This window comes from Aeromonas sp. QDB25 (assembly GCF_027707725.1).
GTDB classification, from domain to species: domain Bacteria; phylum Pseudomonadota; class Gammaproteobacteria; order Enterobacterales; family Aeromonadaceae; genus Aeromonas; species Aeromonas caviae.
Window position 1 is genome coordinate 24428 of the sequence record NZ_JAPCIZ010000033.1, and the last position, 22334, is coordinate 46761.

Genomic DNA, 22334 nt, shown 5'->3' on the forward strand with positions numbered 1-22334 from the left:
TTCGAGTCGATGGGGAAGGGGATCACTCCTTGTCTTCGACGTCCGCCACGCCGGCCCGGTTGAGCAGGAACTGGGTCAGCAGGGGCACAGGACGGCCGGTGGAGCCCTTCTCCTTGCCGCTCTTCCAGGCGGTCCCTGCGATATCCAGGTGGGCCCAGTTGTACTTCTTGGTGAAGCGCGACAGGAAGGCGGCGGCGGTGATGGTACCGGCCGGACGGCCACCGATGTTGGCCATGTCCGCGAACGGGCTTTCCAGCTGCTCCTGATACTCGTCGAACAGGGGCAGGCGCCAGGCGCGATCGCCGGCCTGTTCGGAGGCGTTGAGCAGCTCGTGGGCCAGGGGGTTGTGGTTCGCCAAGAGGCCAGAGGTATGGTGGCCCAGGGCGATGATGCAGGCACCGGTCAGGGTCGCTACGTCGATCACGGTCTCGGGATCGTAGCGGTCCACATAGGTGAGGGCATCACACAACACCAGGCGGCCTTCGGCGTCGGTGTTGAGCACCTCGACGGTCTGGCCGGACATGGTAGTGAGGATGTCACCGGGGCGGTAGGCGTTGCCCCCCGGCATGTTCTCGCAGCCTGCCAGCACGCCGATGACGTTGATGGGCAGCTGCAACTGGGCCAGGGCGTGCATGGTGCCGAGCACGGAGGCGGCGCCACCCATGTCGTACTTCATCTCGTCCATGCCGTCTGCCGGCTTGATGGAGATGCCGCCGGAGTCGAAGGTCAGCCCCTTGCCCACCAGCACGATGGGCTTGGCGTCGGCGTTGCCCTTGTACTCGATGATGGCCATCATGGCTTCGTTCTCGGAGCCGCGGGCCACTGCCAGGTAGGAGTTCATGCCGAGCTCGGCCATCTCCTGCTCCCCCACCACCCTGGTGGTGATGTTGTCATAGGCATCCGCCAGACGGCGGGCCTGGGAGGCGAGGTAGGCGGGATTGCAGACGTTGGGCGGCATGTTCGCCACGTCGCGGCAGATGCGCACCCCTTTCGCCACGGCCAGGCCGTGGTTGATGGCGCGCTCGCCTATGGTCAGTTCCCGACGCGTCGGCACGTTGAAGACCAGCTTGCGCAGCGGACGGCGCGGTTCGGCCTTGTTGGTCTTGAACTGATCGAAGCTGTAGAGGCCCGCCTTGGTGGTTTCCACCGCCTGACGCACCTTCCAGTAGGTATCCCGACCCTTGACGTGCAGCTCGGTCAGGAAGCAGACCGCTTCCATGGAGCCGGTTTCGTTCAGGGTGGTGATGGTCTTGTTGATGATCTGCTTGTACTGGCGCTCGTCGAGTTCGCGCTCCTTGCCGCACCCGACCAGCAGTACGCGCTCGCTGAGCACGCCCGGTACTTGATGCAGCAGCAGCATCTGGCCCGGTTTCCCTTCCAGGTCGCCACGGCGCAGCAGCGAGCTGAGGTAGCCGTCGCTGATCTTGTCCAGCTGTTCGGCAACCGGAGAGAGGCGGCGGGGCTCAAAAACGCCGACCACGACGCAGGCACTGCGTTGCTTCTCAGGACTGCCACTCTTTACACTGAACTCCATGGAATCTCCTACATCCTAAAGACAAAAGGCACCATTTATTGAATAATGCGGTGCTTGTTGGGGTATCAGAGGCGGAGCGAACAGTCACAGGCTCCGCAGTTCAAACTGGTAAAAATCCAATATAGGGCCCTATTTTTCAGGCATTCGACTAAAAACACAAGTTTACTTGGGAATGACTGTGATCGTTTTCCGATATTTGTTCAGGGAGACCCTGAAAACCCAGCTGGCGGTGCTGTTCGTGCTGCTGCTTATCTTCGTCAGCCAGCAATTTATCCAGATCATTGGCGATGCCGCCGATGGTGAGGTGCCGACGCGCCTGGTATCCACCCTCCTGCTGCTCAACCTGCCGAATATGGCGTTGTTGATGCTGCCTATCAGTCTGTTTTTAGCCATTCTGTTTGCTCACGGCCGTTTGTACGCGGAAAGCGAGATGACGGTGATGCACGCGGTGGGTTTCAGTCACCGTTTCATCATGGGCAGCGCCCTGGTGCTGGCCTTGCTGACCGCCGCCGTCGCGGCGTTCAACACCGGCTGGGTCGCCCCCCAGGCCAAGGAGCGGGAGTACCAGGTGATCGACGAGTTCAAGGCCGATCCCGGTATCTCTTTCCTGCAGGCCGGCCGCTTCATGGAGCTCGACAAGGGGCGTCTGGTGGCCTACATCCAGGATCTGAACGACAAGGGGTCGGAGTTGCAGAAAATCTTCGTGCTGCAACGGGCCGAGGGTGGCTCACCCCCGTCAGTGGTGGTGGCCAACGAGGGGCAGGTGACCGCCGACAGCAACGGCTTGCAGTGGCTGACCCTGAAGGATGGTTCGCGCTACGAGGGGCATTTCACCGGCAAGCAGTTCCAGGTCTCGGAGTTCCGTGAATACAGCCTGGTGATCCGCCAGCAGGAGATGGAGCGATCCAACCGCAAGGCGGCGGCCAAGCCGACCCTGGCATTGCTCGGTACCCAGGACAACCAGCTGATGGCCGAATTGCAGTGGCGCCTGTCGCTGCCCCTCTCCATACTGGTGCTCACCTTCCTGGTGGTGCCGATGGCGCGGGTCAATCCCCGTCAGGGGCGTTACGCCAAGCTGCTGCCGGCCATCCTGCTCTATCTCTCCTATTTCCTGCTGCTCAGTGCCGCCCGGTCGGCCATCGACAGCGGGCGTCTGCCCCACTGGCCCGGGATGTTCCTGGTGCCCCTGGTCTATCTGCTGCTGATAGGGTTGCCTCTCAACCTGCAGGGCACCAGCTGGTGGAACGGGGTCAAAGGGCAATTGTTCAAGAGAAAGTCAGCATGATGCTGCAACCTGGGAGTCTCTGCTGATGTTCGGCATTCTCGATAGATACATAGGCAGGGTCATCTTCATGTCGATCCTGCTGTGCGAGCTGACCCTGGTCGGGCTGGCCGCGCTCATCAAGTACGTGGAGCAGTTGAAGGCGGTCGGAGAAGGCAACTACGACATGCTCAACGCCCTCTACTACGTGCTGCTCTCCATGCCCAAGGAGGCGGTGCTCTTCTTCCCCCTGGCGGCCCTGCTCGGTGGCCTCATCGGCCTGGGCCAGCTCGCGACCAGCTCCGAGCTGGTGGTGATGCAGGCGGCGGGACGCTCCAAGATCAGCATCGTCATGGCGGCGCTCAAGACCGCCATTCCCCTGATGCTGCTGGTGGGGCTGATGGGCGAGTACGTCGCACCGGCCGCCAAGCGGATGGCAGATGACATCAAGGCGGGGGCCATGTCGGAAGGGCGACTCACGGTCTCGGCCTACGGGGTCTGGGCACGGGATGGCAACAACTTCGTCAACATCAACGGGGTGCGCAACGATGGCGCCCTGACCGGCATCACCCTCTACCGCTTCACTCCGTCCCGCAACCTGATCGACGTGGTGCAGGCGAAGGAGGGGGTGTTCGAGGATCACCACTGGCTGCTGAAGCAGGTGCACATCACCCGGTTTGACGATCCCACCCGGATCCAGGACGAACAGCATGCCCAGATGGCCTGGCAATCCGAGCTGACCCCCAAGCAGCTCGGGGTGGTCAGCATCGATCCCGAGAACCTGCCCATCTCGGGGCTGCGGGACTACATCGGTTATCTGGATGCCAATAAGCAGGATGCCGGACGCTACAAGCTGGAGATGTGGCGCAAGCTGCTCTCACCGCTCTCCGTGGTGGCCATGATACTGCTCGCCTCCTCCTTCATCTTCGGCCCGCTGCGTTCGGTGAGCATGGGGGCGCGGATGCTGATGGGGATCATGACCGGCTTCGCGGTCTATGTGAGCGACAGGGTGTTCGGCCCGGTCAGCCTGGTCTATGCGGTCCCGCCCATCCTCGCGGCCATCGCACCCAGCCTGCTGTTTGGCGGCATCTCCTTCTATATCCTGAGCCGCAAGCAGTAGCGGCCTGAAGGACGGCGGGCTGCTGACAACAGGCGGCCATTGCTCTCGATGCACCGTTTCCGTCAAGGTTTCTGGGCTGCAAGCCGTCAGTTCTGGTCAACAAAAAGGGCACCTCGGGGTGCCCTTTTTCGTTGCCGTCTTGGGATCAGCGATTGAGCTGCTCCAGGTTTTCCGTCTTGCCGAGCACCACCACCTCGCACTCGGCCCAGATGTCCTGGAAGGCGCGGGGGCGGGCGCGATTGAACACACACAGCAGGTTGCCCAGGCCAAAGGCCGAGGTGGCGAGCCGGATCAGGGCCTGGGTGACGCGAATGTTGCTGCCGTCCAGGTTCTGGATGCGCAGGCGCCAGGCCCGCATGCCGATGGTCTGGCCGGCGCGGACCCAGAACCAGGTGTAGAAACCGCAGATGACGAAGGCCAGCCAGGCGCTGTAGAGGGGGCTGGTGAGCAGCCAGGCGGCATCCTTGCCCTCGGGAACGTGCGCCATGCCGGTGGCCAGCAGCAGGTGGGCCACCCCCATGCCGATGAAGCCGGCGATGATCAGCAGGGCAATCACCACCAGATAGTCATAGAGCAGGGCGCCGAGACGGCGCAGCAGACCGGCGGACGGATGCCGGGGAGCAGGCTGGAGAGGGGAGGGGGTCTTGCGCTTGGCCATGATGATTATTCCATTAATATGATGCGGGCATTCTATGTAACTGGCCTGGCATCGGCAAGGCGTTGAATAAATGAGCAAACAACGGTGAGGGCAAGAAAAACACCTTGCATGGCCAAGCGCCATTCGTATAATCCCTCGCAGCTGCCCGGGTGGCGAAATCGGTAGACGCAGCGGATTCAAAATCCGCCGTAGCAATACGTGTCGGTTCGAGTCCGACCCCGGGCACCATCAACAAATTCAATGACTTAAGGCCATCCGTGAGGGTGGCCTTAAGTTTTTCCGTCCCTCAGTAATCACCAAGTGGCGATGAAGTGGCGACAGTGGTTTGGATGATCGGGGCGGCAGTGTCGCCATTCCCCCTTACAAGCTGGTCATCGTGACCGGACACATTTCATAGAAAACCTGTTTTCTGTGGCGCAGGTTGGCCAGTGCACCCATGCCGCAGACCCCTTTTCAAAATTTCAGTTCTCTATTCATGCCCGTTTGGGCTTAACTGGCTGAAATATAAAGCCTTCCCGTCTCACCTCAAGCCCTTCTCGATCCTCCCCCGATCATTAAAATTCCCACGGAAAGTACGTCCACCCCAATACATTCAATGAGTTGCGCTTTCGACTTCGTTATCCAAAGCCGGGCCGAACTGTAAAACCCTGCAATTTCCTTCGATCCTTTCAGATCCTCACCAAGCCGCAGATCCTTGATGTGGCGCGGTCTGGCTCTATGGTTTTGCGGTAACCCACTTTTGCAAAAATTTTATTGGCGAGCCGCGCAGGCGGGAGCGGATGAGCGCGGATTCCGTGGCGCAGGCGCCGCCGTGGGGTTTCCGTCGTGCGCTGGGAGGCTGTGAGCGTGCTCAGGCTTCACGTATGATGCTGCCCTGCCCGATGGCGCCCATTCATGCGGCGCCCTTCCCTGGCCATGCTCAGGCGCTGTCAGGCAGATAGACGAAGGCCCCACATTGTGGGGCCTTCTTCGTTTTGGGGGTTACTCGATGATGGGGGAGAGGGTGCTGGCCAGTTCGGCGGCCTGCTGACTTTGCCCCGAGAATGCCGCGGCGTTGGTTGGCGGTGACCCGCCGTGGTTATGGCTGGCTGCGGTGGTGGCCAGTTGCTCCACCACGTTCATCAGCTGGTTGAGCAGGCGGAAGATGTTCACCCCGTCGCTCCCCATCCACGACTTGGGCGCCTCGAAGTGCTGCAGCTCACCGGCGAGCGCCCGGCGAACGAGGGCGATGTCTTCATCCAGGTTACCCCCTGCTGTCTGACTCATGTTGCCGGCGCTGCCCAGGATCATATCCTCGGCGGTCAGCAGCTCGATATCCCCGAGCGCCTCGATGCGCTTCATGGCGCCGATCTCTTCGACGCTGTTGGCCAGGGTGGTCAGCTGGTGCTGGCCGAACTCGCCCAGGTATTCATCTGCCTCGCGGATCATCTGCAGAGCCTTGTCGTGCTGGCGCCGGTCGGTGTGGCGGCTCTGGTTACCCACGCTGTCGGTACGGCTGAACACCTCGGCCCGCTGCTGCTGCAGCTGCTCGCCCGGGACGATGTCCGGCAGGGGCCAGCCAGTGCCCAGCACGGTGCGGATGAACGGGCGATCGGCACGGCCAAAGGCGAACCCCAGCTCGACGAGGGTCCCCTCGATGGGGAACTGCAGCAGCCCCTGCTCGGGTCCACCGAACATCACCGGCAGCGGTACCGCCCGATAGAGCGGCGTGCCTTCATCTGGCTCGCCATCCTCGCCGAGCAGTTGCACATCCACCGCATAGCGTGGCCGAAACGGATCATTGAGCTGCCCAGCGCTGGCCTGGTCGCTGATGGCCTCGACCCGCCCGAACTTCGGCAGGTGCATCTTGTCGGCCAGCTCGGGGAACTCGCCCTCCATCTTGCGCCGCTCTGGCGACTTCACCGGTTTACCTGGTGTGGCGGTGGTCAGGGTCATCTCGTCACCCTTGAGCCTGACGCGCTCCACCCGCTGGCCGTTGACGATGGCCCCCGGGCGCATGGCGGGGATAGGTGCCAGGGTGATGGTGTTGCCCGCCTGCTTGGCCGAGAAGGCCGGATCCAGCTCCACCGCCTTGTCTGCCCAGCGACTGTGGGCATGGCTGCCCACGAAGATGGCGCCATCCGGCTGTTGATACCAGATGAAGCCCGGCACCGAGAAGGCGCGGCCCGCATGGTCAAGCAACTGATAGCCGGTGCCCGCGCTGGTGAAGTTGGGGATCGGGGTGTCGGTATAGCCCACCCCGTCCGGCAGCAGGAAGGTGAGGGAGGTCTGGTCGGTCAGCCAAGCCAACAGGCTGCGCAGGGTGGCATGCTGAATGCTGACCGGGAACTTGCTGCCCAGCATCCCGGCTAGTTCGCGGCAGAGCAGTTTGCTGGCGCCGTTGGCGGCTGGCTGCACATCGTACACGTAGCCGGTGAACCAGCGGCGCAGCTCGCCGTTGTAGCCGGTATCGACGGTCAGAGTCTGTCCCTTGGTGGCGGTGCCCTCGATGGTCAGCGCCGCGCGGCCACCCGTGGAGAGATCCAGCACGATATCATGGTCAACTAGGTGGACCGGTTTACCGCTCAGGGTCAGGTTGGTCGAGAGTTTCACGCGAGAATATCCCCCAGCGCTTTATCTATTCCTTTGATCATCTTCTCCGTCGAACTCAGCTGTTCCTGCTCGCTGGCTGGGGTGGTGGTGCTGTCGGCTTTAGCCGGCGTAGCGTTGGCGGTGCCTTGCCCCACGGTGGCGGGGACCTTCGGCAGGCGCTGCTCGCGCTTCTCCGGCACCGAGTTATGCTCGCGCAGGGTGAACTGCACCTGCCACGCCAGCAGGCCCTCTTGCTCGCTGGCGGTGATGCGGCTGGCAAACTTGGCCTGGCGCACCTTCACCGACTTGGCCAGCAGTGAGCCGACCCGGTAGATATGGCGCTTGCCACCGTCGCCCTTGGCATCGGCCAGCTCAAACAGGCGGCTCAGGGTCTGCTCATCATTGAACGGCACCAGCCCCGAGACATCGAGCTCCTTGGCCTTCTCACCCTGCTCGGCGCTGCTGGTTGAGCTGGTCTGGCCGCTCTGGTCCTTGTCCTGAAACTGCATCGAGGCGGAGATCCGCATCGACTTCATCACGATGGGCTCACCGTCCAGGGTGAGCATGGCGGTTCGGCTCATGGGGTTAACTCCTGCCAGAAGGTGAGCGGGGACGAGGAGAGCAGCAGGGCGCCGACGGTCATGCTGTGGCTGTGGTCCGGATGGGCACTCTCGAGCAGTTGGGCTGCCAGGCTGGCTGGCTCGCCAATGCCATGCCAGCTCCACAGCAATCCGGCAAGGCTTGGCTTGCTGGCCAGCGAGTCGTCCAGTTCGGCGATACGGGCTGCCCGCTTTTCAGTGAGGGCGGCCAGTTTGGCCTTGGTTGATGCGGGGGCCGGCGAGTTGTTCTCGCTCTCCTGCAAGGCATCTCTGGCAGCCGTCAGCATCATTTGGCGGCGCAGCGGATCCCAGATCAGCGGCTCGTCGGCCTTCCAGCGTGGCACCATTGCCGCCGTCGACTGAGTCATGATGTCGTTGTTGGCGGTGAGGCGGCGCAGGGTGGCGCACCACTCCGGCAGCGGCAGAATGGCACATACCGGGGCTAGTGCGGCGGCCAGTTCTGCCTCGCTGCTGCCGGTGACCATCCAGGCCACCGCGTGAATTTGCCCAGCCGGCAGCAAGGGATCGGCGCCATCCTGCAGCTTGGCGGCCATGGCCTTGATGGCATTGGGGGCGGGCAGGGTGTGCTGGTCCCCTTGTTGTTGGCCGATGCCGTGTTGATATGGCGTGACTGTGAGGTAACGTCCCAAAACTAAGCCTCCACTCCATGTATCAGGATTCAGCATCTGTACTTGGCGACCCAATAGACAGCGATGCAAGCGACCACCGGTATAATCCAGTCGAGTAGACTCGCAATATTCCATGCCCGCCAATCAAAGCCGCCCCACCATGGCATATTGGCGCGTTTTCCGCGGCCGAATAGTTCAATCCAGCGATACTCTGCCTGAGTATGTTCACGGGCGATGAACCAGAGGCAGCCCAGCACACCACCCGTGAACCAATCGCCAAACACCAATCCCACCGCACATTGCAGCGCGACGGCTGCAATGGCGTGATAAAGAGGGGAGAGATCAATCATGCTCCACCCTCCAGAGTCTTCAGCCGCAGTTCTATTTCATCCATCCTTTGCCAACACTGCTGAATGGCTTTTGTCATAGGTGGAATGAACTCGTCGTAGCCAAGACTCAACACATCACAGCCGCCATTCACTGAGTGATCCTGATAGCCACCGAACTCCACGCCAAGATTGTCGCAAAGCTCTTTGACTTCTTGGGCAATGAACCAGTGGTGTTTGCGGGTGCGTTTCTTGCTCCCGTCCTTCGGTATTTTGCGGAGGCGTGTTTCGAAAACAGGTTGTGCGTTCTCGTCGATACCAACCTGCTGCTCGTACTCCTCGAAATAGTCATCGCGCATATCCCAACGACCATCGACAGCACGTAAGCCCATGATGAACTCGATGCCAAGACTGGTTTCTACTATGTCGGCTTTGTCGCGTTCATCAGAGCGATTCTGTACCGTACCGTAGACGTATGTTGTGGTTGCGGCATCCCCAAGCTGGACTTGGTTGTCCCCAGATATACGAGTATTCTGCCCTAACCCTGAGCAGTTATTGCCAGTACCCGTGGCCACCGAGCCATCCTGTTTGATCCGCAGCGCATAATAACCTACAGCAGTCATTCTCTGCGGGTCAGTCCAACCGGTTAGCGCCATGAAACCATAGACAGTGTTTCTGGATGGCGATGCTGCACTATTGGCTTCAAACATTGCGCGATAGCCATATACGGAATTCTCAGAACCAACGCGCAGGCTGTTCGCAGCTAATGCACCATACACGCAGTTAAATTCTGCTTTAGGTGCGTCAGTGAGGTTGATCCTCCAATATAGAGTCGCTGTACCAGACGCGGTACGAGAGGTGGGGTGGTACACAGTAAAGGTGTTGGCATCAATAACAGAGACGACCACGGCTGGCGCGATATCACCTTGGAACGTCTGCGAGCCACCATCGAGCAGACGAATACCGACAGTGAAACCAACAGAAACACCATGACCCGCAAACGTAAGAGTTAGCGTATTCCCCGAGTGCGAATACGTTCCGTTGATATTCAGGTTAGTTAGCTGTTTGCCATTAAATCCACTGTCAATCTCTGCGTTACTTAATGCCAATGGACCCATTACTACGTTGCCGCGCCCCGCTACTAGACTCTCAGCAGCACGTTCGCCAACAGCCGCATTAAATCCTGTAATAGTGCGCTCAAGGGCTAAAGCCCCGAATGCAGTTACGCCATCAGGTCCGTTGTTAGGGGCCCAGTTTTCAATAACACCAGACAGGCCGATGGGGGCACATCCTGCAACAGCGTTAGACCCAACAATAGTCGAGTTGACGCTGTTTACTAAGCACTGGCCCGCATTCCTACCGATTGCGATGTCTCGGATACCCTCATAGATAAATCGACCGGCGTTCCCACCCATAGCTATATTTCGGGTGCCCTGCTGTTGAGATTGGTCATAGTCCGGTGTGCGGGACTGCACAAATCGGAGGGCGTCCTCGCCAATGGATATGTTGTCACGGGAAATAGTGCCTTCAGCTTGGGAGTTTGTCCCAATAGCAATGGCCTTCTTGACTTGAGTCATCTTGCCCATAGCGCCGTAACCCACAGCGACTACCGTGGCAGATTCACCCATGCTGTAATTTTCAGGAAGTGATGCTAAAGCTCCATCCCCAAACACGATGCGACCAGCACCGGTCATTTGAGCGCCTTGCCAGCGCGTGCGAGATGTACCAGTACCGAAAGGGCCAACCCACAGCCCGTTGTAGTATTTATTGCCGTAGAAAGGGGAATCGACGTAGTACGTCTTGCCCAGTAGGTCTATTTCTAGCCCGATGTAATTGGCTTCGAGCTTGGTAAACGCAGCGGTGTCATTGGTAACCCCATCACCAGCCGCCAAGAAATCTTGCGGGGTAATCTTCTCCCGCATCTTGTCTTGTGATGTGCGAGGAACAGAGCCAGTGCCTGCTTGCTGGAACCCCATAAGCTCTGCACTGATGCCACTCAGCCCTCGGACATCAAGGATGGTGCCGTCTACCTGCACGGTGCCCAGCTTGGCCACGTAGTGCTGATAGCCGCTGCTATCCAGATGGTCGGTCAGGTCGGCCACGCTGGTGATGATGGTGAAGATGTTCTGATGCTCAGACAGCAGCGAACCGGCGCGGTGCACGTCGACCCAGACGCCGATCGGCTTGGAACCCGGGTAGATGACTTCCGGCTGGCTTAGCTCGACCCGCAGGCCGCCGACGATGGCTACGCCCGGGGTGACCTGATGACCGCCGTCGTGTTGCACCACCTTGAAGCCATCGCCGATGAAGGTGTGATGGCCATAGAGCTGGCTGGCCAGCTGGCGCAGGTCTTCATCCTGCCCGCGCAGGCGGGCGGCATAGTCAATCTGCCAAGTGCCGGCGTCCACGTTGGTGAGGGTGGCCTCGGCGGCCTGGTCGTACCCCATCAGCATCGACTTGACCAGGGAGTTACCGGTCTGGCCGGTAGTCTGGTCGGTCTTGAGCTTGGTCTCGCGCCCCTTGTAGACAATCATCCCGATCACGCCGTTCGCCTTGTTGCGCAAATACATGGCATTGAACGAGAAGTCGCCGACCGTGGTATCCATCACGATGGTGTAGGCCACGGCGTTGTTGTTGATGCGGCCGCGCTGGTCCACGTTCTGGCGGTGCACGATCTGGCTTTCCGGCGGCAGGCCGGTGTCCGGGTCAATGGGGGAGGTGATATCCAGATTCGGGATATCAGCCAGGATGAATTCATCCAGTACGACCGGTTGTTCTGCGGCCAGGCTAGACTGCCAATATTGTTCGAATGCGTTGGTAATGACCTGGCTCATCAGGACTCCTTGTGGGGCAGGCTTGCCCCGTAAACGTGTTGAATGAAATGGATTTGACCGGCGCGCAAGTACCCCTTGCAGGCGGGTTTATTGAGAGTTGCGGCAAATACCTGGTGACCCATGTCAATGCGGCCAGCATGCAGGTAGCCCATGGCGGGATAGAGCACCTGGAAGCGGTAACGGCGGCAGGTGCGGCCGTAGTGCTGGATCAGGGTCTCCATCAGTTGCTGATTGGCGGCCAAGGCGCTGTCGGCCACCTCGATGGTGATGACGTCCCATGGGGTGCCTTCTTGGCGTTCGCGCTGCTCGCACCAGCCGATGCCCAGGCGTTCAAATATGCGCTTGAAGCCCGCTACCTCGCCCGAGTCCTGGGCGTTGATGAAGGCGTACTTCACCCGCTTACGGAACAGGGTTAGCGGCTCCCCCTTGAAGCGGGTGATATCTCGCTCCCAGGCGATCAGCGCCAGCATGGACTCGGAACAGGTCATCGGGTCTTGCTGGGTCAGCGGTTGCAGCAGCCAGCCGCGCACGCGACGCCAGAACGACATGATGCCTCTGGCCAGGAAAGCAGGTTCTTGCACCCCCTCGGCGATGGTCTTGCCATCTTCCCACCAGGGGGCCGAGCCCTCCGGCACCTGCGGGGCTTTGTCCTGGTGGTTGAGCTCGGTGGCCTTAGTCATGGAGGAACACCTCCAGATCGGTCAGGCGGGGGATGTCGAGGCCGGAGACGATATCCAGTTCGGCGAAGTGCAGGCTCTTCAGTTCAGGGAAGGTCTGGTGCAGTTCGCGTCCAAGCTGGCTCAGGGAGAAGCGGGACTGCGGCCAGGTGCGGGTCACCGATGGGTAATCGGCAGACTGGCGGAAGGCGGCCTTCACCATCAGTTCCACATCCCGGGTCAGCGCGAGCCGTTGTTCTGCGGTCAGGTTCTCGACCGGCCACAGTTCCAGGTGCAGGGCGTACTCGGTCTCCGGCATGGCCATCACCTGCAGGTCATCGCCATGGCCGTGGTTGCCCTGGTTGTTCACGTAGTCGTTGAGTTTGTCGATCAGACTGGCGGGGGTGGTCCCCACCTCCAGCAGGATGAAGGCGTTGGCGGTACCCGGGCCCCGCGGTGCGTCGTGCTCGAAGAAGATGTGATCGGCGCGGATCCCCGCCACGCTGGCCAGCATGGAGCGATAGATGGCGTCGATGTGATAGCGGCCCACCGCCGAGAACTGGTTCTGGATGCGCAGGCCAAGGGCGTCGTTGCTCTCGGCATCGGCGCCCTGGGTGGTGATCCAGTCCCGGTCGGCGTTGCGGGCTGACAGGATACCGGCCACCGGTTTGCTCAGCAGGTTGTAATAGCCGGGTGCCAGATTCCAGGCGACCCCGGCGAACTCGGCCTCACAGACTACCTTGGCCACGGCCTCACCGGCGGGGCTCACCATCTCTTGCAGCGGTTTCAGGCGATAGAGGGTGCCGTTGATGCGCTCGGTGGTGACCCAGATATCGGCCGGAATGGTAACGGCCTCGGCCGGGTTGACCTTGACGAAGTTGACCAGTCCCCGGGTCTTCTGGGCGGCCTTGCGAGTCAGGTCCACATCCCAGGCCTTGAGGTCGAGATAGGTATCGTTGGCGGTGGCGGCAAAGCTGGCCGGCAGCACATGGCCAGCCAGCAGGGTGCGGATCAGCCACAGCGCCGGGGTAATGACCACGCCGCGCACCAGACGCCAGAACGGGGACACGTCGCTGTCGTTGGTGATGAGGGAGCCGGCGGCCTCCACCTCCTTTTTCAGCTCGGTCTCCATGGCCTGCTCGGTTGTCGGCACCCCGCTTTTCGCCAGCAGGGCCATAAAATCCACAGTGGGGCGCAGGTTCACAGGGTTACCTCCAGATCGCCAAATTCATAGGTGCGGGCCGTGACCAGGATGCGCTCCGGCGCCTCTTCGCTGATCAGGATGGTGCCCGGGATCAGGCGCTCGTCGTTCTCGACCAGCAGTTCGATTTCGGTCATCACGTCGGCGCGCAGGGTGGGGCTGCGCTCGCCGATGAGCTTGCGGGCCAGTCCCGACTCCATGATGCGGTGCTTGATGTCCTGGCCGATGCTGTGCCGATCCTGGGTCAGACGCGGCTGACCACCGGCATCGAGCTGCCAGGCGCCGTCCACGACCAGGATGTCGATGTACCTGGGATCGCTCATGGGGTGGTCATCCACAGTTCTTGTTCCATCTCCCCCGGCGTCATCGGGTTCTGGAAGTGGTTGTGCACTTCCCCGATATGCATGGCCTTGGCCGGTTTCTGGTTGGCCGTGGTCGCCGCCGCGTTGGCCTGGATCAATTGCTGGCCAATGCCACCGGATGGGATGTTGCTCTGACTGCCCTGGCGATAGCGGGCAAGCGGGGCATTGAGGTTCTCTGGGTTGGGCAGGTTGAGGTCAGGCATTGAGCCTGCCTCGATGTTGACGCCCGGGATCATGTTGAGCTTGTCGATCAGCCAGTCGATGGACTTGCCGAGCAACTGGAACACGCCCCAGTCTGAGAAGGTTTTTTTCAGGTCATCCCAGTAGTAGATGACCGCTGCAACAGCGCCGATCAGCAGCACTATCCCGGCAATGATCAGGCCTATTGGGTTGGCATACATGGCGATATTGACCGCCAGCAGGATGGCACGAAAGGCAACCAGCCCCGCTTTGAGCAGGTTGAGCGGCGCCATGATGATGGTCCAGGCGATGCCCATCCCCAGGGTGGCCAACTTGGCCAGCCCTGCTACCAACATCCAGGTGCCGGTGATCATGCTCAGGCCTACGATGGCGAGCATGGCATAGCTGATCACCTTGGTCAGGTTCGGGAAAAGGTGAGTCCAGCGCAGCACCACGCCTGCACCATCGGCGAAGGTGCCCAGCACGGCATTGATGGCGGGCATGATGGAGCTGAACCCGGCAATCCGGATCGCCTCCCAGGACGCGTTCAGCCGCTCCCATGACTTGGCCATGGTCTTGGCCTTGGCATTCGCCGCATCCAGCCCTCTCACACCGCGCAGGTTGCCCAGTGTCTTGTCCAGTGTGGTGGCATCGCCGATCAGTTGTTGCAGCAACAGGGCGCCATCCCCCAATCCGGCATCGTCGAGCAGGGCCCAGGCCTTGGCGCCCCCCATCTTGTCGATCAGCGGTTGGATGTTCTGCAGGATCTTCTGGATAGGCAGCAACTGCCCCTGGCTGTCCAGCATGGCGACCCCCAGCTTGCTCTGGGCATTGGTGGCCCCCTCTAGCAGGTTGGTGAACTGGGTGACAGCATCCCCATCGCTCATCCTGGTCTGCAACATGGCCAGGATGGCCAGTTGCTCCTCCATCGCTACCCCCATGGTGGATGGCAGGGAGTGCATGCCTTCAACTGAGGCCATTAGCTTGTCCATGCCTACCCCGAACTGGCTGGTGACCATGCTGGTCATTCCGGCCACCTGCTGAGCCCACACATCCGGCCCCATGGCGTCTGCTGCCTGGCGCTGGTTGTTGTAGAGCATGCGGAAATACTGGCCGACCGTCTCTGCATCGGACTTGGTGGCGGCCCCCAGGATGGCGGAGGTCTTGGTCACGCTGTCCAGCATGGCTTCTGGCAGGGCCGGCATGGCGCGGCGCATTTCGGCGGTGTAACCCAGCACCTCGATGGCGGACTTGCCGTAATCCACGCTGAACTTGAGCGCGGTGTGGCTGAGTTGCTTGAGCGCAGCGTCCCCCACACCGGCGGCATGCAGGTCTTGCAGCGCCTGATCCATCTGGATGGCAGGCCCCAGGGCCGCCTGGATCGCCATGCCGCCGGCTGCGACGGTCGTTGCGCCCATCGCCATATTGCTCCAACCCTGGCGACCCGCTTTGCTGACCTTGTCCATCTGGGCGTTGATGCCAGCAAGGGGCTTGGTGACCTGGTCAACCAGGGCCACCTGCATCATCAGTTTTTCCATCCAGGCCATCAGTCGTTACCCGTTGAATGCTATGGCAATGCCCTCGGCCACGGCGGCGGCGTTGGACTCTCGGTGTTGTTTGTCTAACCACATGGCGCGAGCCAGGCTGTCGAGGTCGTCTTCTTCATGGGGCAGGTAGTAACGCCGCAGCGCCAGCACCTGCTCCAGTTGGTTGCGCTCGATGGCCTCGGCACGCGCCGTCAGTTTTTTACGGTGATGTCCAGCTCGGGGGCGAACTCGGCGTTGACTGCGTTTGCCAACTGCAGGGCGGCGCCTGGCCGCTTGAGCAGCTCGTCGAGCGCGGCCTTACTCTCCTGGCAGACGATCTTCTTGAGGTAGTTGTGGGCCGGTGCCACCTTGTCGTTGGGCATCATGTCGTTGAGAAAGCCGTTGTAGGCCACCATGGTGGGGGCAAACTTCAGCTCTTTGCCTGCGACTTCCAGGGTGATGATCGGTGTACTCATGGGGTGGTTTCCTCTTGTTCAATCCAGTTGGTCAGGGTGGTGATCTGGGTTTGGCAGCGGCGCAGCGCCGTCTGCAAGGTGGGGATAAACTGCACGGCGTCGCCGTAGGTGCTCCCCGTGAATTCAGGCTCCGGGCAGTTGGGCACCAGCCCCGGCGGTGGCAGCCGCTTGACCACCCGGGTCTGCACCACTGTCGTGGGTTGGCTGGAGCAGGCGCAAAGCGCCACCAGGCAAATGCTCGCGAGCGCAATCCGGGCGGCCCGCCGGCGGCGTGGCCAGGGCTTGTTGCAGTTCATCGGCTGTTTTCCTGTTCTGGTTGTCGAGCTTGGCCAAGGCGGCGTTCTGGTTGTTGAGCAGCAGGCGCAGGCCCTTCGTTATCAACTGCTGCCGCTGGAGCTCGGTGGCCTGCTGGTCGTTGTCCGTCTGCAGATTGGTGATCGTGGTTTGCTGCTCGGTCAGGGTGCGCTGCATATCCACCGTGCGGCGATGGGTAACATAAAGCGCCAGCACCAGGAGCAGGCCCACTATCCCCAGCACCTTGCTGAAAGTGCTCATGCCAGTACCCCGCCAAACTCGGTGAACTTGGCCAGCAGATCAGCCAGCTTGTGTTCGCGCTGGCCGTAGCCGGCACCGGGCAGGCTGGCCCAGATGTTGGCGCACTTGGCGATTGCCTGGGGGATACGCCCCTTGATCACGTCGTCCAGTGCCTTGCGCTCGCGGATAAGTTGGATGGCCCATGTGTCTTGGGAGGCGGGGCCAAAGTCCGGCAGGCCGAGAGCCGCCTGGTAGTGGCGCCAATGGCGTGACAGGAACTGATAGCGCCCGGCGGCTGTGCTGTGCAGGGTCGGATTCACCCGCACCAACATATCGGGGTGTTCGCGGTAGTCCTGGAAGAACCCGCCCGGGTTGACCAGCTTGTTGTAACCATCGTCGCCCAGTCCCTTGGTGCCCTCGGCATAGGCGATCAGGTCGAGAAAGGCGGCCATTTGGGGATGGCAGTCACTGCGCGGCATTGTTGTCCTCCTTCTTGCTAAACATCAGTGCAGCCCGGTCCCGGATGATGTCGATCCCAAGCAGCCCTACAACACCGCCCAGGAACGGGGTGGCCTCCTGGGGGATCCCGAGCAGGTGGGTCCCGGTGGCGGCCGCCAAGGTGATGAGGCCGCACAACAGGGATTCGATCAGCCGACGGCGACCCCGTCCGCCTGCGTAGGTGATGCGCAGGAAGGCGATGGCGAGTGCCAGCAGGGCCCCATAGACGGCGGGCCAGTTGTCCATCAGCCAGGCCAGCAAGGCGGTGGCTAGGGTCGGGTCTTTATGAGGCATGTTGTTCATGTCCGTGGCTCTGATTAGCGGCCCAGCCTCTCAAGGCGGGTCTTGCAGGGGACGCACAGGCGCACCCCAGGTACATGGCGGCGGCGTTCTTCCGGGATGGGGTCGTCGCACTCTTCGCACAGGTGCCGGCTCTCCCCCTGGTAACTGCCCTTGCCCACTTGATTGGCCAGTTGGGCTGCCAGCATGCGGGCGGCGTGACGGGTGGCGCGGTCGATGTCGTCCAAGCTCCCCCCTTAACCCAGCAGGTGGCGGGTGTCTTCCTGGGAGAGGTAAGGCACGCCGTTGATGTGAACAAAGTCGGGGGAGGTGACGAACCCCTTGATTTTGTGAACCCCCTTGCTGCCCCCCTTGGGATCGACGTCGAGCAGGTCAGAGATCTGCAGCTTCACGCCGAAGGCCTCCACCTTCATGGTTTCGTCGCCGGTGTCGGCGTAGAACAGCACGTCGTCCGGTGCCATGCCGCGCCAGCTACCGGCCCGCTTGGCTGCATCGCTCAGGAGGGTGAAGTTCTTGGCATCGAGCTCGAACTCCACCTCGGCGGCAACATCGCCATCGACGAAGCCATCCGGTATCCCCCGGGTCTGGGCCACGGCGCTGTTGTCGGTGATGGAGAGACTGGCTTTCTCGACATGGACCATGGTGCCCATCAGCGTGGTGTCGAAGCTCTGGCCTGAAATGCGTCTGGTCATGGGTTAGCCCTCCCCGTTGTTGAGGCTCAAATCGAGCATGATGTTGACTGTGATCCCCTTGGGGCAGTCCACGGTGCGCACCACCACGTAGACGGATACCAGGTTCTTGGCGGTCCACTGGATGCTGATGTCGCCATCCTTGGGGGAGGCGATGTCGCCCGGGAACGGCTGGCCGTTGATGGTGGTAGCCTTGGCCATCTCGCGCAGGTCTTTGCCGAAATACATGATGGCGGCCGCGGTACTGCCCGGGGTGGAGTTGAACGAGCGGTCCCCGATGCGGGCGATGGCTCGCAGGCGCATCCGGCGAGCTACCTTGTAGGCCACCCGCAGGTTTTCGATCACCTGGTAGTCGCCGCCCTCGGCGTCCAGGGTGCGGCCATCGGCCCAGTAGGTGCCGTCATAGTCCGGATACCACATCGGTACCGAGTAGCGGTTTTGTTCCAGGGTTTGCAGGGTGGCAAGCGGCAGCGTGATCCCGGCCTTGTCCACCGGCTTGTTGCCAAGGCCCACCAGGGCACCGGTCTTCACCCGGCAGGGGCTGTCGGCGATGCTCACCGCCCGGTTGCACAGGCGACCGGCATAGACGCCGGCGAGGTTGGGCCACAGTTGCGGCACCAGAGAAACCGAGCTCGCGGCGATACCGTCTTGCAGGGCGGCCAGCGTGGTTTCGTATTCGCTCCAGTCCTGGCCACCCTCACCAGCGGAGACGATGCCCGGTACCGCCAGCAGCATGAACTGCCAGCGCCCCCATTTGGCGATCAGCTCCTGGTTGAGAGCATGGGCGGCATTGATGCCTGCCTGGTCCCACTCCTGACCCAGCACCACGACACCTTCAAACGACTGGGTCTGCTGGGCGGTTCGCACGGCGGCCAGCCAGTCGCCATCTTCCGGCAGCACGTAGGCGGCCGCCGTCCAGTTCTGGCCAGCGTTGTCACGGCTGGCCAGCAGGTTGGTCTTGAGCTCGCTGTCACCCTCACCCAGCAGGGTGTCAAAGTCCGATTGGGTGTTGAGTGAGAGCAGCTTGCCGGTGTTGCTGGCGGCACTGCCGATGAACAACAGGTGGCGCTCGACCTCGGTCACTGGCCCCTGCATCTGGTTCAAGTTGTTGATCTGTACATAAGGCCACATGCCGTTATTTCCCCTTGATGTCTTGCTTGTTGACGTCCCAGCCGTAATCGATGCTCTGCAAGGCGCGGGCGAAGGCCTGCTGCCGTTGTCTGGTGTTGGCGCCCAGGAACGGGCGGGCTGGTAGCTGGATCTCCCAGCTCTCTTTCACGGGTTCGTCCTTGAGCTTCTTGATGAGCAACCCCGCCTGGGCGTAGTTGAGATTGGCGGTGATCCAACCCAGCGATGCCGAGCGGTATGCCCGCTTGCGCTTGCCAGGACGCTTGAATCCCAGCTCGCGCAGCTTGCGGGCCTGTGCCTTGCTGGCCTGCTTGTTCTTGCCCACATCACTGGGGGCAATGCGGCGCCGGCTGGCGGCCGTCACCTTGTAGGTGTGCCCCTTCTGGTGGGTGTTGGCGATGACCCCTGCGTGGGCGCTCATGGTGCCCTTGGTGAACCCCAGCTCTGCCACGTCCTGGCGAGGCTCGCGGATCTGCAACAGCTTGGGCAGGCCACGTAACATCTTGCGTTTGCCCCGCTTGCGCGGTGCCCAAGCATTGCCATTGGGGTCTTGTTGCTGGCGCACGTTACGGGCGGCCAGCTTCTTCATCTCGTTGGCGGCTCGCCACACCAGACGCTTGCGCTTCTTGGGTGGCAGGGCCAGCAGGTTGAGCTGGTCTTTGCCGCGGTGCGCGTCGAGCGTGATGGTGATCATGCCTGGCTCCCGACCCGGTGCTGGCCGGTATCACCTACGTTCAGGTCGATGTGCTCGGCTACCCAGATGTCATAGGGGGCCACGTTCCAGCGCTTGCCGAGCCAGTTGATGGGCCCTTGCGGGTGCTCGATAAGGCGCAGCGGTTCGGCGAAGGGGAGCTGGATCTCGAGGTCCGCAGTCTGCTCGTCGTTCGGGGTGACGGCGTACTCTGGATCAGGCAGCTCGAACTGCTCGCGAAAGTCGTCGTGTTCCTGCACCCAGGCGGCGACGGCCGCCAGCAGAATGGCCGGATCCAGCTCTCGAAACGGCAGTTGCTCTATGGTGAACACCGCCTGATAGGTGAGCCAGGCTACATCCACCCCGGTGGGCCCCATGTTCCTGGGTTCGAGCTTGATGGTGCCGTTCTCCATCCAGCTATCCAGGCGCTTGTGGCACTTGGCCGGCAGCACCCGCAGTAACTCGGCGTGGAGCGCCTGCAGGAAGTATCCCTGGGCCTGCTGCTCGTTCATGGCTGTGCTCATATCAGCGATACCCCCGCCCGGTGCTTGCCCTTGATGCTGCGCACCAGCTGCTGGCTCTCGGCCAGCAACTGGGCGCGCTGGTCCGGGGAGCGCTCCACCTGGTTGTTGGCGGTGGCCCGCTCGGTGACGCTGGCGAACTCCGGCAGCAAGGCTGCCTTGGCGCGGGCAAAGACGGCAGCCAGGTACTGCTCTGTCAGGGCGTTTCTGCCGGAGTCAGCGCCATCGTCAAGGCTCGGCCCCGGCACGGCGGCGGCACTGGCATAACCCTTGGCCAGCAGTGCGGCCTGGTGGCTGGCGAGCTGCAGGTTTATCTCAGAGACGGCGGCCAGCAAGGCGGCGCCAGTGGTCTGCTGGTCCAGATCGGCAGGCAGGGCGCGGCGGCGCTCGAAGTCGGCGACGGCCACATCCGGCCAGAACCCGTCATTGCGGATAGTGGCGGCGCTGTAGTCGATGTCCTTGCCTGCAAACATGTCTGACCCCCTGTTGATGCTTGCCAATGTGAACACCACTGCCCCGGTTGCCCGGTTGCCCGGTTGCCCGGGTCGCCGATGGCGCGGCGAGAAAAGGTGCACCCCTGTAGCCACGGATCGCAGGATTCGGCGCGAGCCTTGCGGCTGGCCTATCCTCCCCGCCGGGGTGCGACGGCGCGGAGAGTCGGTTACTCCGGATTCAGCGCCCGCAGGCGCATGGCAATCTTCTGGCGCAAGGTGCCGACGCCCACCTTGCCGTGCAGTTTGTCGGCCTGGGCCAGCCAGTGGTCTGCCTGCTCCAGGGTGGCGCTGTCCCCAACGGCGCTGGGGCGGGGCTGGCCATCGTGGTCGCGCAGCAGCAAGCAACCCGCCGCTTTGAACCACTTGGCGGTCAGCCGTTCGTTGAGGCGCCACTCGTTGCGCACCTTGTCGAACACCCGGGAGAACCAGGGCTCGACGGCGTGCCCCTCGGCCGCCTGCTTCTCGGCCCACTCCAGCACGGTGTCGGCCACGAAGTGGGCCCAGTCGCGCTTGATGTTGGCCGGGGTGCGTTGGCCCTGGGCGATGGCGAGATCCGCCCAGGCGATGCCGGCGTCGAAGTCGCCCACATCGAAAGCCCAGATGATGAGGCGCTGGAACAGCTCGTTCTGATAGGGCTCGCCTGACTCGCTGACGGCGGCCAAATAGCGCTCCACATAGGGGCGATACTTGGGCATCAGCTCATCGCGTTTCAGGTTCACCCGGTCACCGATGCGGGCCAGCTTGCGCAGGCGAACGATGTCCTGTTCCAGGGCAATCAGCTGCAGGTGCAGGCTGTCGGCCACCGCGCCGGTAGCGATGCCGGAGCAGGCAGCCTGTTCGGCCCCCTGCATGGCTTGCACGCGCTGCTTGTGGCGCTGACCGGGTGAACTCATGGCTTAGACGACCTTGGCCGGGTCGGCACCGATCACAATGTCGGCCTCTTCGAAGCCGCCATAGGCCAGGTGTTCGCCCAGGGCATAGCCTTCCATCCGCCAGTACTGGTTATCGAAGCACTTGCGATCCTGGTTATCGTCCGCCTTGCGGTTACGTGTGCCGCGCTGGGTGTAGACTGACTCTTATACACAAGTAGCGCCCTGAACGGAACCATTCCCGTTTTCCAGGATCTGATCTTCCATGTGACCTCCTAACATGGTAACGATCATGATAACTTCTGCTCTTCATCGTGCGGCTGACTGGGCTAAATCTGTGTTCTCTTCGGCGGCGCTGGGTGATCCTCGCCGTACTGCCCGCTTGGTTAACGTCGCCGCCCAATTGGCAAAACATTCTGGTAAATCAATAACCATCTCATCAGAGGGTAGTGAAGCCATGCAGGAAGGCGCTTACCGATTTATCCGCAATCCCAACGTCTCTGCCGAGGCGATCAGAAAGGCTGGCGCCATGCAAACCGTCAAGTTGGCTCAGGAGTTTCCCGAGTTGCTGGCCATTGAGGACACCACTTCTTTGAGTTATCGCCACCAGGTCGCCGAAGAGCTTGGCAAGCTGGGTGCTATTGGAGATAAATCCCGCGGATGGTGGGTTCACTCCG

The 22334-nt window shown here is 61.8% G+C and carries 27 protein-coding genes, 1 tRNA gene and 1 pseudogene; 4 read left to right on the plus strand and 25 right to left on the minus strand.

The window, feature by feature from the left end; all coding sequences use genetic code 11:
* Positions 1 to 22: 22 nt before the first annotated feature.
* Positions 23 to 1534, minus strand: coding sequence for a leucyl aminopeptidase (pepA, locus tag PG883_RS12930; RefSeq protein WP_010672960.1), 1512 nt, complete (start codon positions 1532 to 1534; stop codon positions 23 to 25).
* A 172-nt stretch (positions 1535 to 1706) separates the two neighbouring features.
* Between pepA and lptF the strand changes: the two genes are divergently transcribed.
* Together lptF and lptG are read left to right on the plus strand one after the other, a co-directional pair.
* Complete coding sequence (gene lptF / locus PG883_RS12935) at positions 1707 to 2819, plus strand: LPS export ABC transporter permease LptF (protein ID WP_029313726.1); 1113 nt, start codon at positions 1707 to 1709, stop codon at positions 2817 to 2819.
* A 25-nt stretch (positions 2820 to 2844) separates the two neighbouring features.
* Positions 2845 to 3915: an LPS export ABC transporter permease LptG gene (gene lptG, locus PG883_RS12940; protein ID WP_041210919.1), complete on the plus strand. Its 1071-nt coding sequence runs from the start codon at positions 2845 to 2847 to the stop codon at positions 3913 to 3915.
* Between the two features lie 145 nt (positions 3916 to 4060).
* On the opposite strand, the gene PG883_RS12945 is transcribed toward lptG, so the two are convergent.
* The gene (locus tag PG883_RS12945) at positions 4061 to 4573 is read right to left on the minus strand and encodes an RDD family protein (RefSeq protein WP_010672963.1); all 513 of its coding nucleotides are present in this window, start codon (positions 4571 to 4573) and stop codon (positions 4061 to 4063) included.
* 143 nt (positions 4574 to 4716) lie between these two features.
* Here PG883_RS12945 and PG883_RS12950 point away from each other — a divergent pair.
* Positions 4717 to 4801, plus strand: a tRNA-Leu gene (locus PG883_RS12950).
* A gap of 753 nt (positions 4802 to 5554) precedes the next feature.
* On the opposite strand, the gene PG883_RS12955 is transcribed toward PG883_RS12950, so the two are convergent.
* The 23 genes and pseudogenes from PG883_RS12955 to PG883_RS13060 form a co-directional block, all read right to left on the minus strand.
* Positions 5555 to 7165, minus strand: a complete 1611-nt coding sequence (locus tag PG883_RS12955) for a hypothetical protein (RefSeq protein WP_270807267.1) — start codon at positions 7163 to 7165, stop codon at positions 5555 to 5557.
* Positions 7162 to 7725 carry a baseplate complex protein gene (locus PG883_RS12960; protein ID WP_270807268.1) on the minus strand — a complete coding sequence of 188 codons (564 nt, stop codon included), beginning with the start codon at positions 7723 to 7725 and terminating at the stop codon, positions 7162 to 7164. The genes PG883_RS12955 and PG883_RS12960 overlap by 4 nt, the downstream gene beginning before the upstream one ends.
* Positions 7722 to 8393 (minus strand): hypothetical protein, encoded by a 672-nt coding sequence (locus tag PG883_RS12965; protein ID WP_270807269.1) that lies wholly within the window; start codon positions 8391 to 8393, stop codon positions 7722 to 7724. Before PG883_RS12965 ends, PG883_RS12960 begins: the two co-directional genes overlap by 4 nt.
* A 29-nt stretch (positions 8394 to 8422) precedes the next feature.
* Entirely contained in the window at positions 8423 to 8722 is a 300-nt protein-coding gene (locus PG883_RS12970; protein WP_270807270.1) for a hypothetical protein, read from the minus strand.
* On the minus strand, positions 8719 to 11532 hold the full coding sequence (locus PG883_RS12975) for a phage tail-collar fiber domain-containing protein (protein ID WP_270807271.1): 2814 nt from the start codon (positions 11530 to 11532) through the stop codon (positions 8719 to 8721). The genes PG883_RS12970 and PG883_RS12975 overlap by 4 nt, the downstream gene beginning before the upstream one ends.
* A complete protein-coding gene (locus PG883_RS12980; protein WP_270807272.1) occupies positions 11532 to 12212 on the minus strand; it encodes a phage tail protein in 681 nt (226 codons plus the stop codon). The genes PG883_RS12975 and PG883_RS12980 overlap by 1 nt, the downstream gene beginning before the upstream one ends.
* Positions 12205 to 13392 (minus strand): baseplate J/gp47 family protein, encoded by a 1188-nt coding sequence (locus PG883_RS12985; protein WP_270807273.1) that lies wholly within the window; start codon positions 13390 to 13392, stop codon positions 12205 to 12207. The genes PG883_RS12980 and PG883_RS12985 overlap by 8 nt, the downstream gene beginning before the upstream one ends.
* Positions 13389 to 13712, minus strand: coding sequence for a DUF2590 family protein (locus PG883_RS12990; RefSeq protein ID WP_270807274.1), 324 nt, complete (start codon positions 13710 to 13712; stop codon positions 13389 to 13391). The genes PG883_RS12985 and PG883_RS12990 overlap by 4 nt, the downstream gene beginning before the upstream one ends.
* On the minus strand, positions 13709 to 15469 hold the full coding sequence (locus PG883_RS12995; RefSeq protein WP_270807275.1) for a phage tail tape measure protein: 1761 nt from the start codon (positions 15467 to 15469) through the stop codon (positions 13709 to 13711). The genes PG883_RS12990 and PG883_RS12995 overlap by 4 nt, the downstream gene beginning before the upstream one ends.
* A 15-nt stretch (positions 15470 to 15484) precedes the next feature.
* Positions 15485 to 15628, minus strand: coding sequence for a DUF6890 family protein (locus tag PG883_RS23950; protein WP_223933147.1), 144 nt, complete (start codon positions 15626 to 15628; stop codon positions 15485 to 15487).
* A 41-nt stretch (positions 15629 to 15669) separates the two neighbouring features.
* On the minus strand, positions 15670 to 15933 hold the full coding sequence (locus PG883_RS13000; RefSeq protein WP_270807276.1) for a putative phage tail assembly chaperone: 264 nt from the start codon (positions 15931 to 15933) through the stop codon (positions 15670 to 15672).
* Complete coding sequence (lysC, locus tag PG883_RS13005; protein WP_232098106.1) at positions 15930 to 16160, minus strand: Rz1-like lysis system protein LysC; 231 nt, start codon at positions 16158 to 16160, stop codon at positions 15930 to 15932. The genes PG883_RS13000 and lysC overlap by 4 nt, the downstream gene beginning before the upstream one ends.
* Positions 16057 to 16488, minus strand: a complete 432-nt coding sequence (locus PG883_RS13010) for a hypothetical protein (protein WP_270807277.1) — start codon at positions 16486 to 16488, stop codon at positions 16057 to 16059. The genes lysC and PG883_RS13010 overlap by 104 nt, the downstream gene beginning before the upstream one ends.
* Positions 16485 to 16946, minus strand: a complete 462-nt coding sequence (locus PG883_RS13015; protein ID WP_270807278.1) for a glycoside hydrolase family 24 protein — start codon at positions 16944 to 16946, stop codon at positions 16485 to 16487. The genes PG883_RS13010 and PG883_RS13015 overlap by 4 nt, the downstream gene beginning before the upstream one ends.
* Positions 16933 to 17259, minus strand: coding sequence for a phage holin, lambda family (locus PG883_RS13020; protein WP_039040942.1), 327 nt, complete (start codon positions 17257 to 17259; stop codon positions 16933 to 16935). The genes PG883_RS13015 and PG883_RS13020 overlap by 14 nt, the downstream gene beginning before the upstream one ends.
* 23 nt (positions 17260 to 17282) lie before the next feature.
* On the minus strand, positions 17283 to 17492 hold the full coding sequence (locus tag PG883_RS13025; protein WP_201964402.1) for a TraR/DksA family transcriptional regulator: 210 nt from the start codon (positions 17490 to 17492) through the stop codon (positions 17283 to 17285).
* Between the two features lie 9 nt (positions 17493 to 17501).
* Positions 17502 to 17957: a phage protein gene (locus PG883_RS13030; protein ID WP_039040909.1), complete on the minus strand. Its 456-nt coding sequence runs from the start codon at positions 17955 to 17957 to the stop codon at positions 17502 to 17504.
* A gap of 3 nt (positions 17958 to 17960) precedes the next feature.
* Positions 17961 to 19085 (minus strand): DUF2586 domain-containing protein, encoded by a 1125-nt coding sequence (locus tag PG883_RS13035; RefSeq protein WP_270807279.1) that lies wholly within the window; start codon positions 19083 to 19085, stop codon positions 17961 to 17963.
* Between the two features lie 4 nt (positions 19086 to 19089).
* Positions 19090 to 19776: a phage virion morphogenesis protein gene (locus PG883_RS13040; RefSeq protein ID WP_270807280.1), complete on the minus strand. Its 687-nt coding sequence runs from the start codon at positions 19774 to 19776 to the stop codon at positions 19090 to 19092.
* Positions 19773 to 20297 carry a phage tail protein gene (locus PG883_RS13045; RefSeq protein WP_270807281.1) on the minus strand — a complete coding sequence of 175 codons (525 nt, stop codon included), beginning with the start codon at positions 20295 to 20297 and terminating at the stop codon, positions 19773 to 19775. The genes PG883_RS13040 and PG883_RS13045 overlap by 4 nt, the downstream gene beginning before the upstream one ends.
* Positions 20294 to 20767, minus strand: coding sequence for a head completion/stabilization protein (locus tag PG883_RS13050; RefSeq protein WP_201964406.1), 474 nt, complete (start codon positions 20765 to 20767; stop codon positions 20294 to 20296). Before PG883_RS13050 ends, PG883_RS13045 begins: the two co-directional genes overlap by 4 nt.
* Before the next feature lie 188 nt (positions 20768 to 20955).
* The gene (locus PG883_RS13055; protein ID WP_270807282.1) at positions 20956 to 21681 is read right to left on the minus strand and encodes a phage terminase small subunit; all 726 of its coding nucleotides are present in this window, start codon (positions 21679 to 21681) and stop codon (positions 20956 to 20958) included.
* Positions 21682 to 21684: 3 nt separating this feature from the next.
* Positions 21685 to 21855 (minus strand): annotated as a pseudogene (locus tag PG883_RS13060) (major capsid protein); the annotation flags it as partial.
* Positions 21856 to 21949: 94 nt separating this feature from the next.
* Here PG883_RS13060 and PG883_RS13065 point away from each other — a divergent pair.
* Positions 21950 to 22334, plus strand: a 385-nt coding sequence (locus PG883_RS13065) for an IS4/Tn5 family transposase DNA-binding protein (RefSeq protein ID WP_270807283.1), incomplete at its 3' end; no start/stop codon positions are given.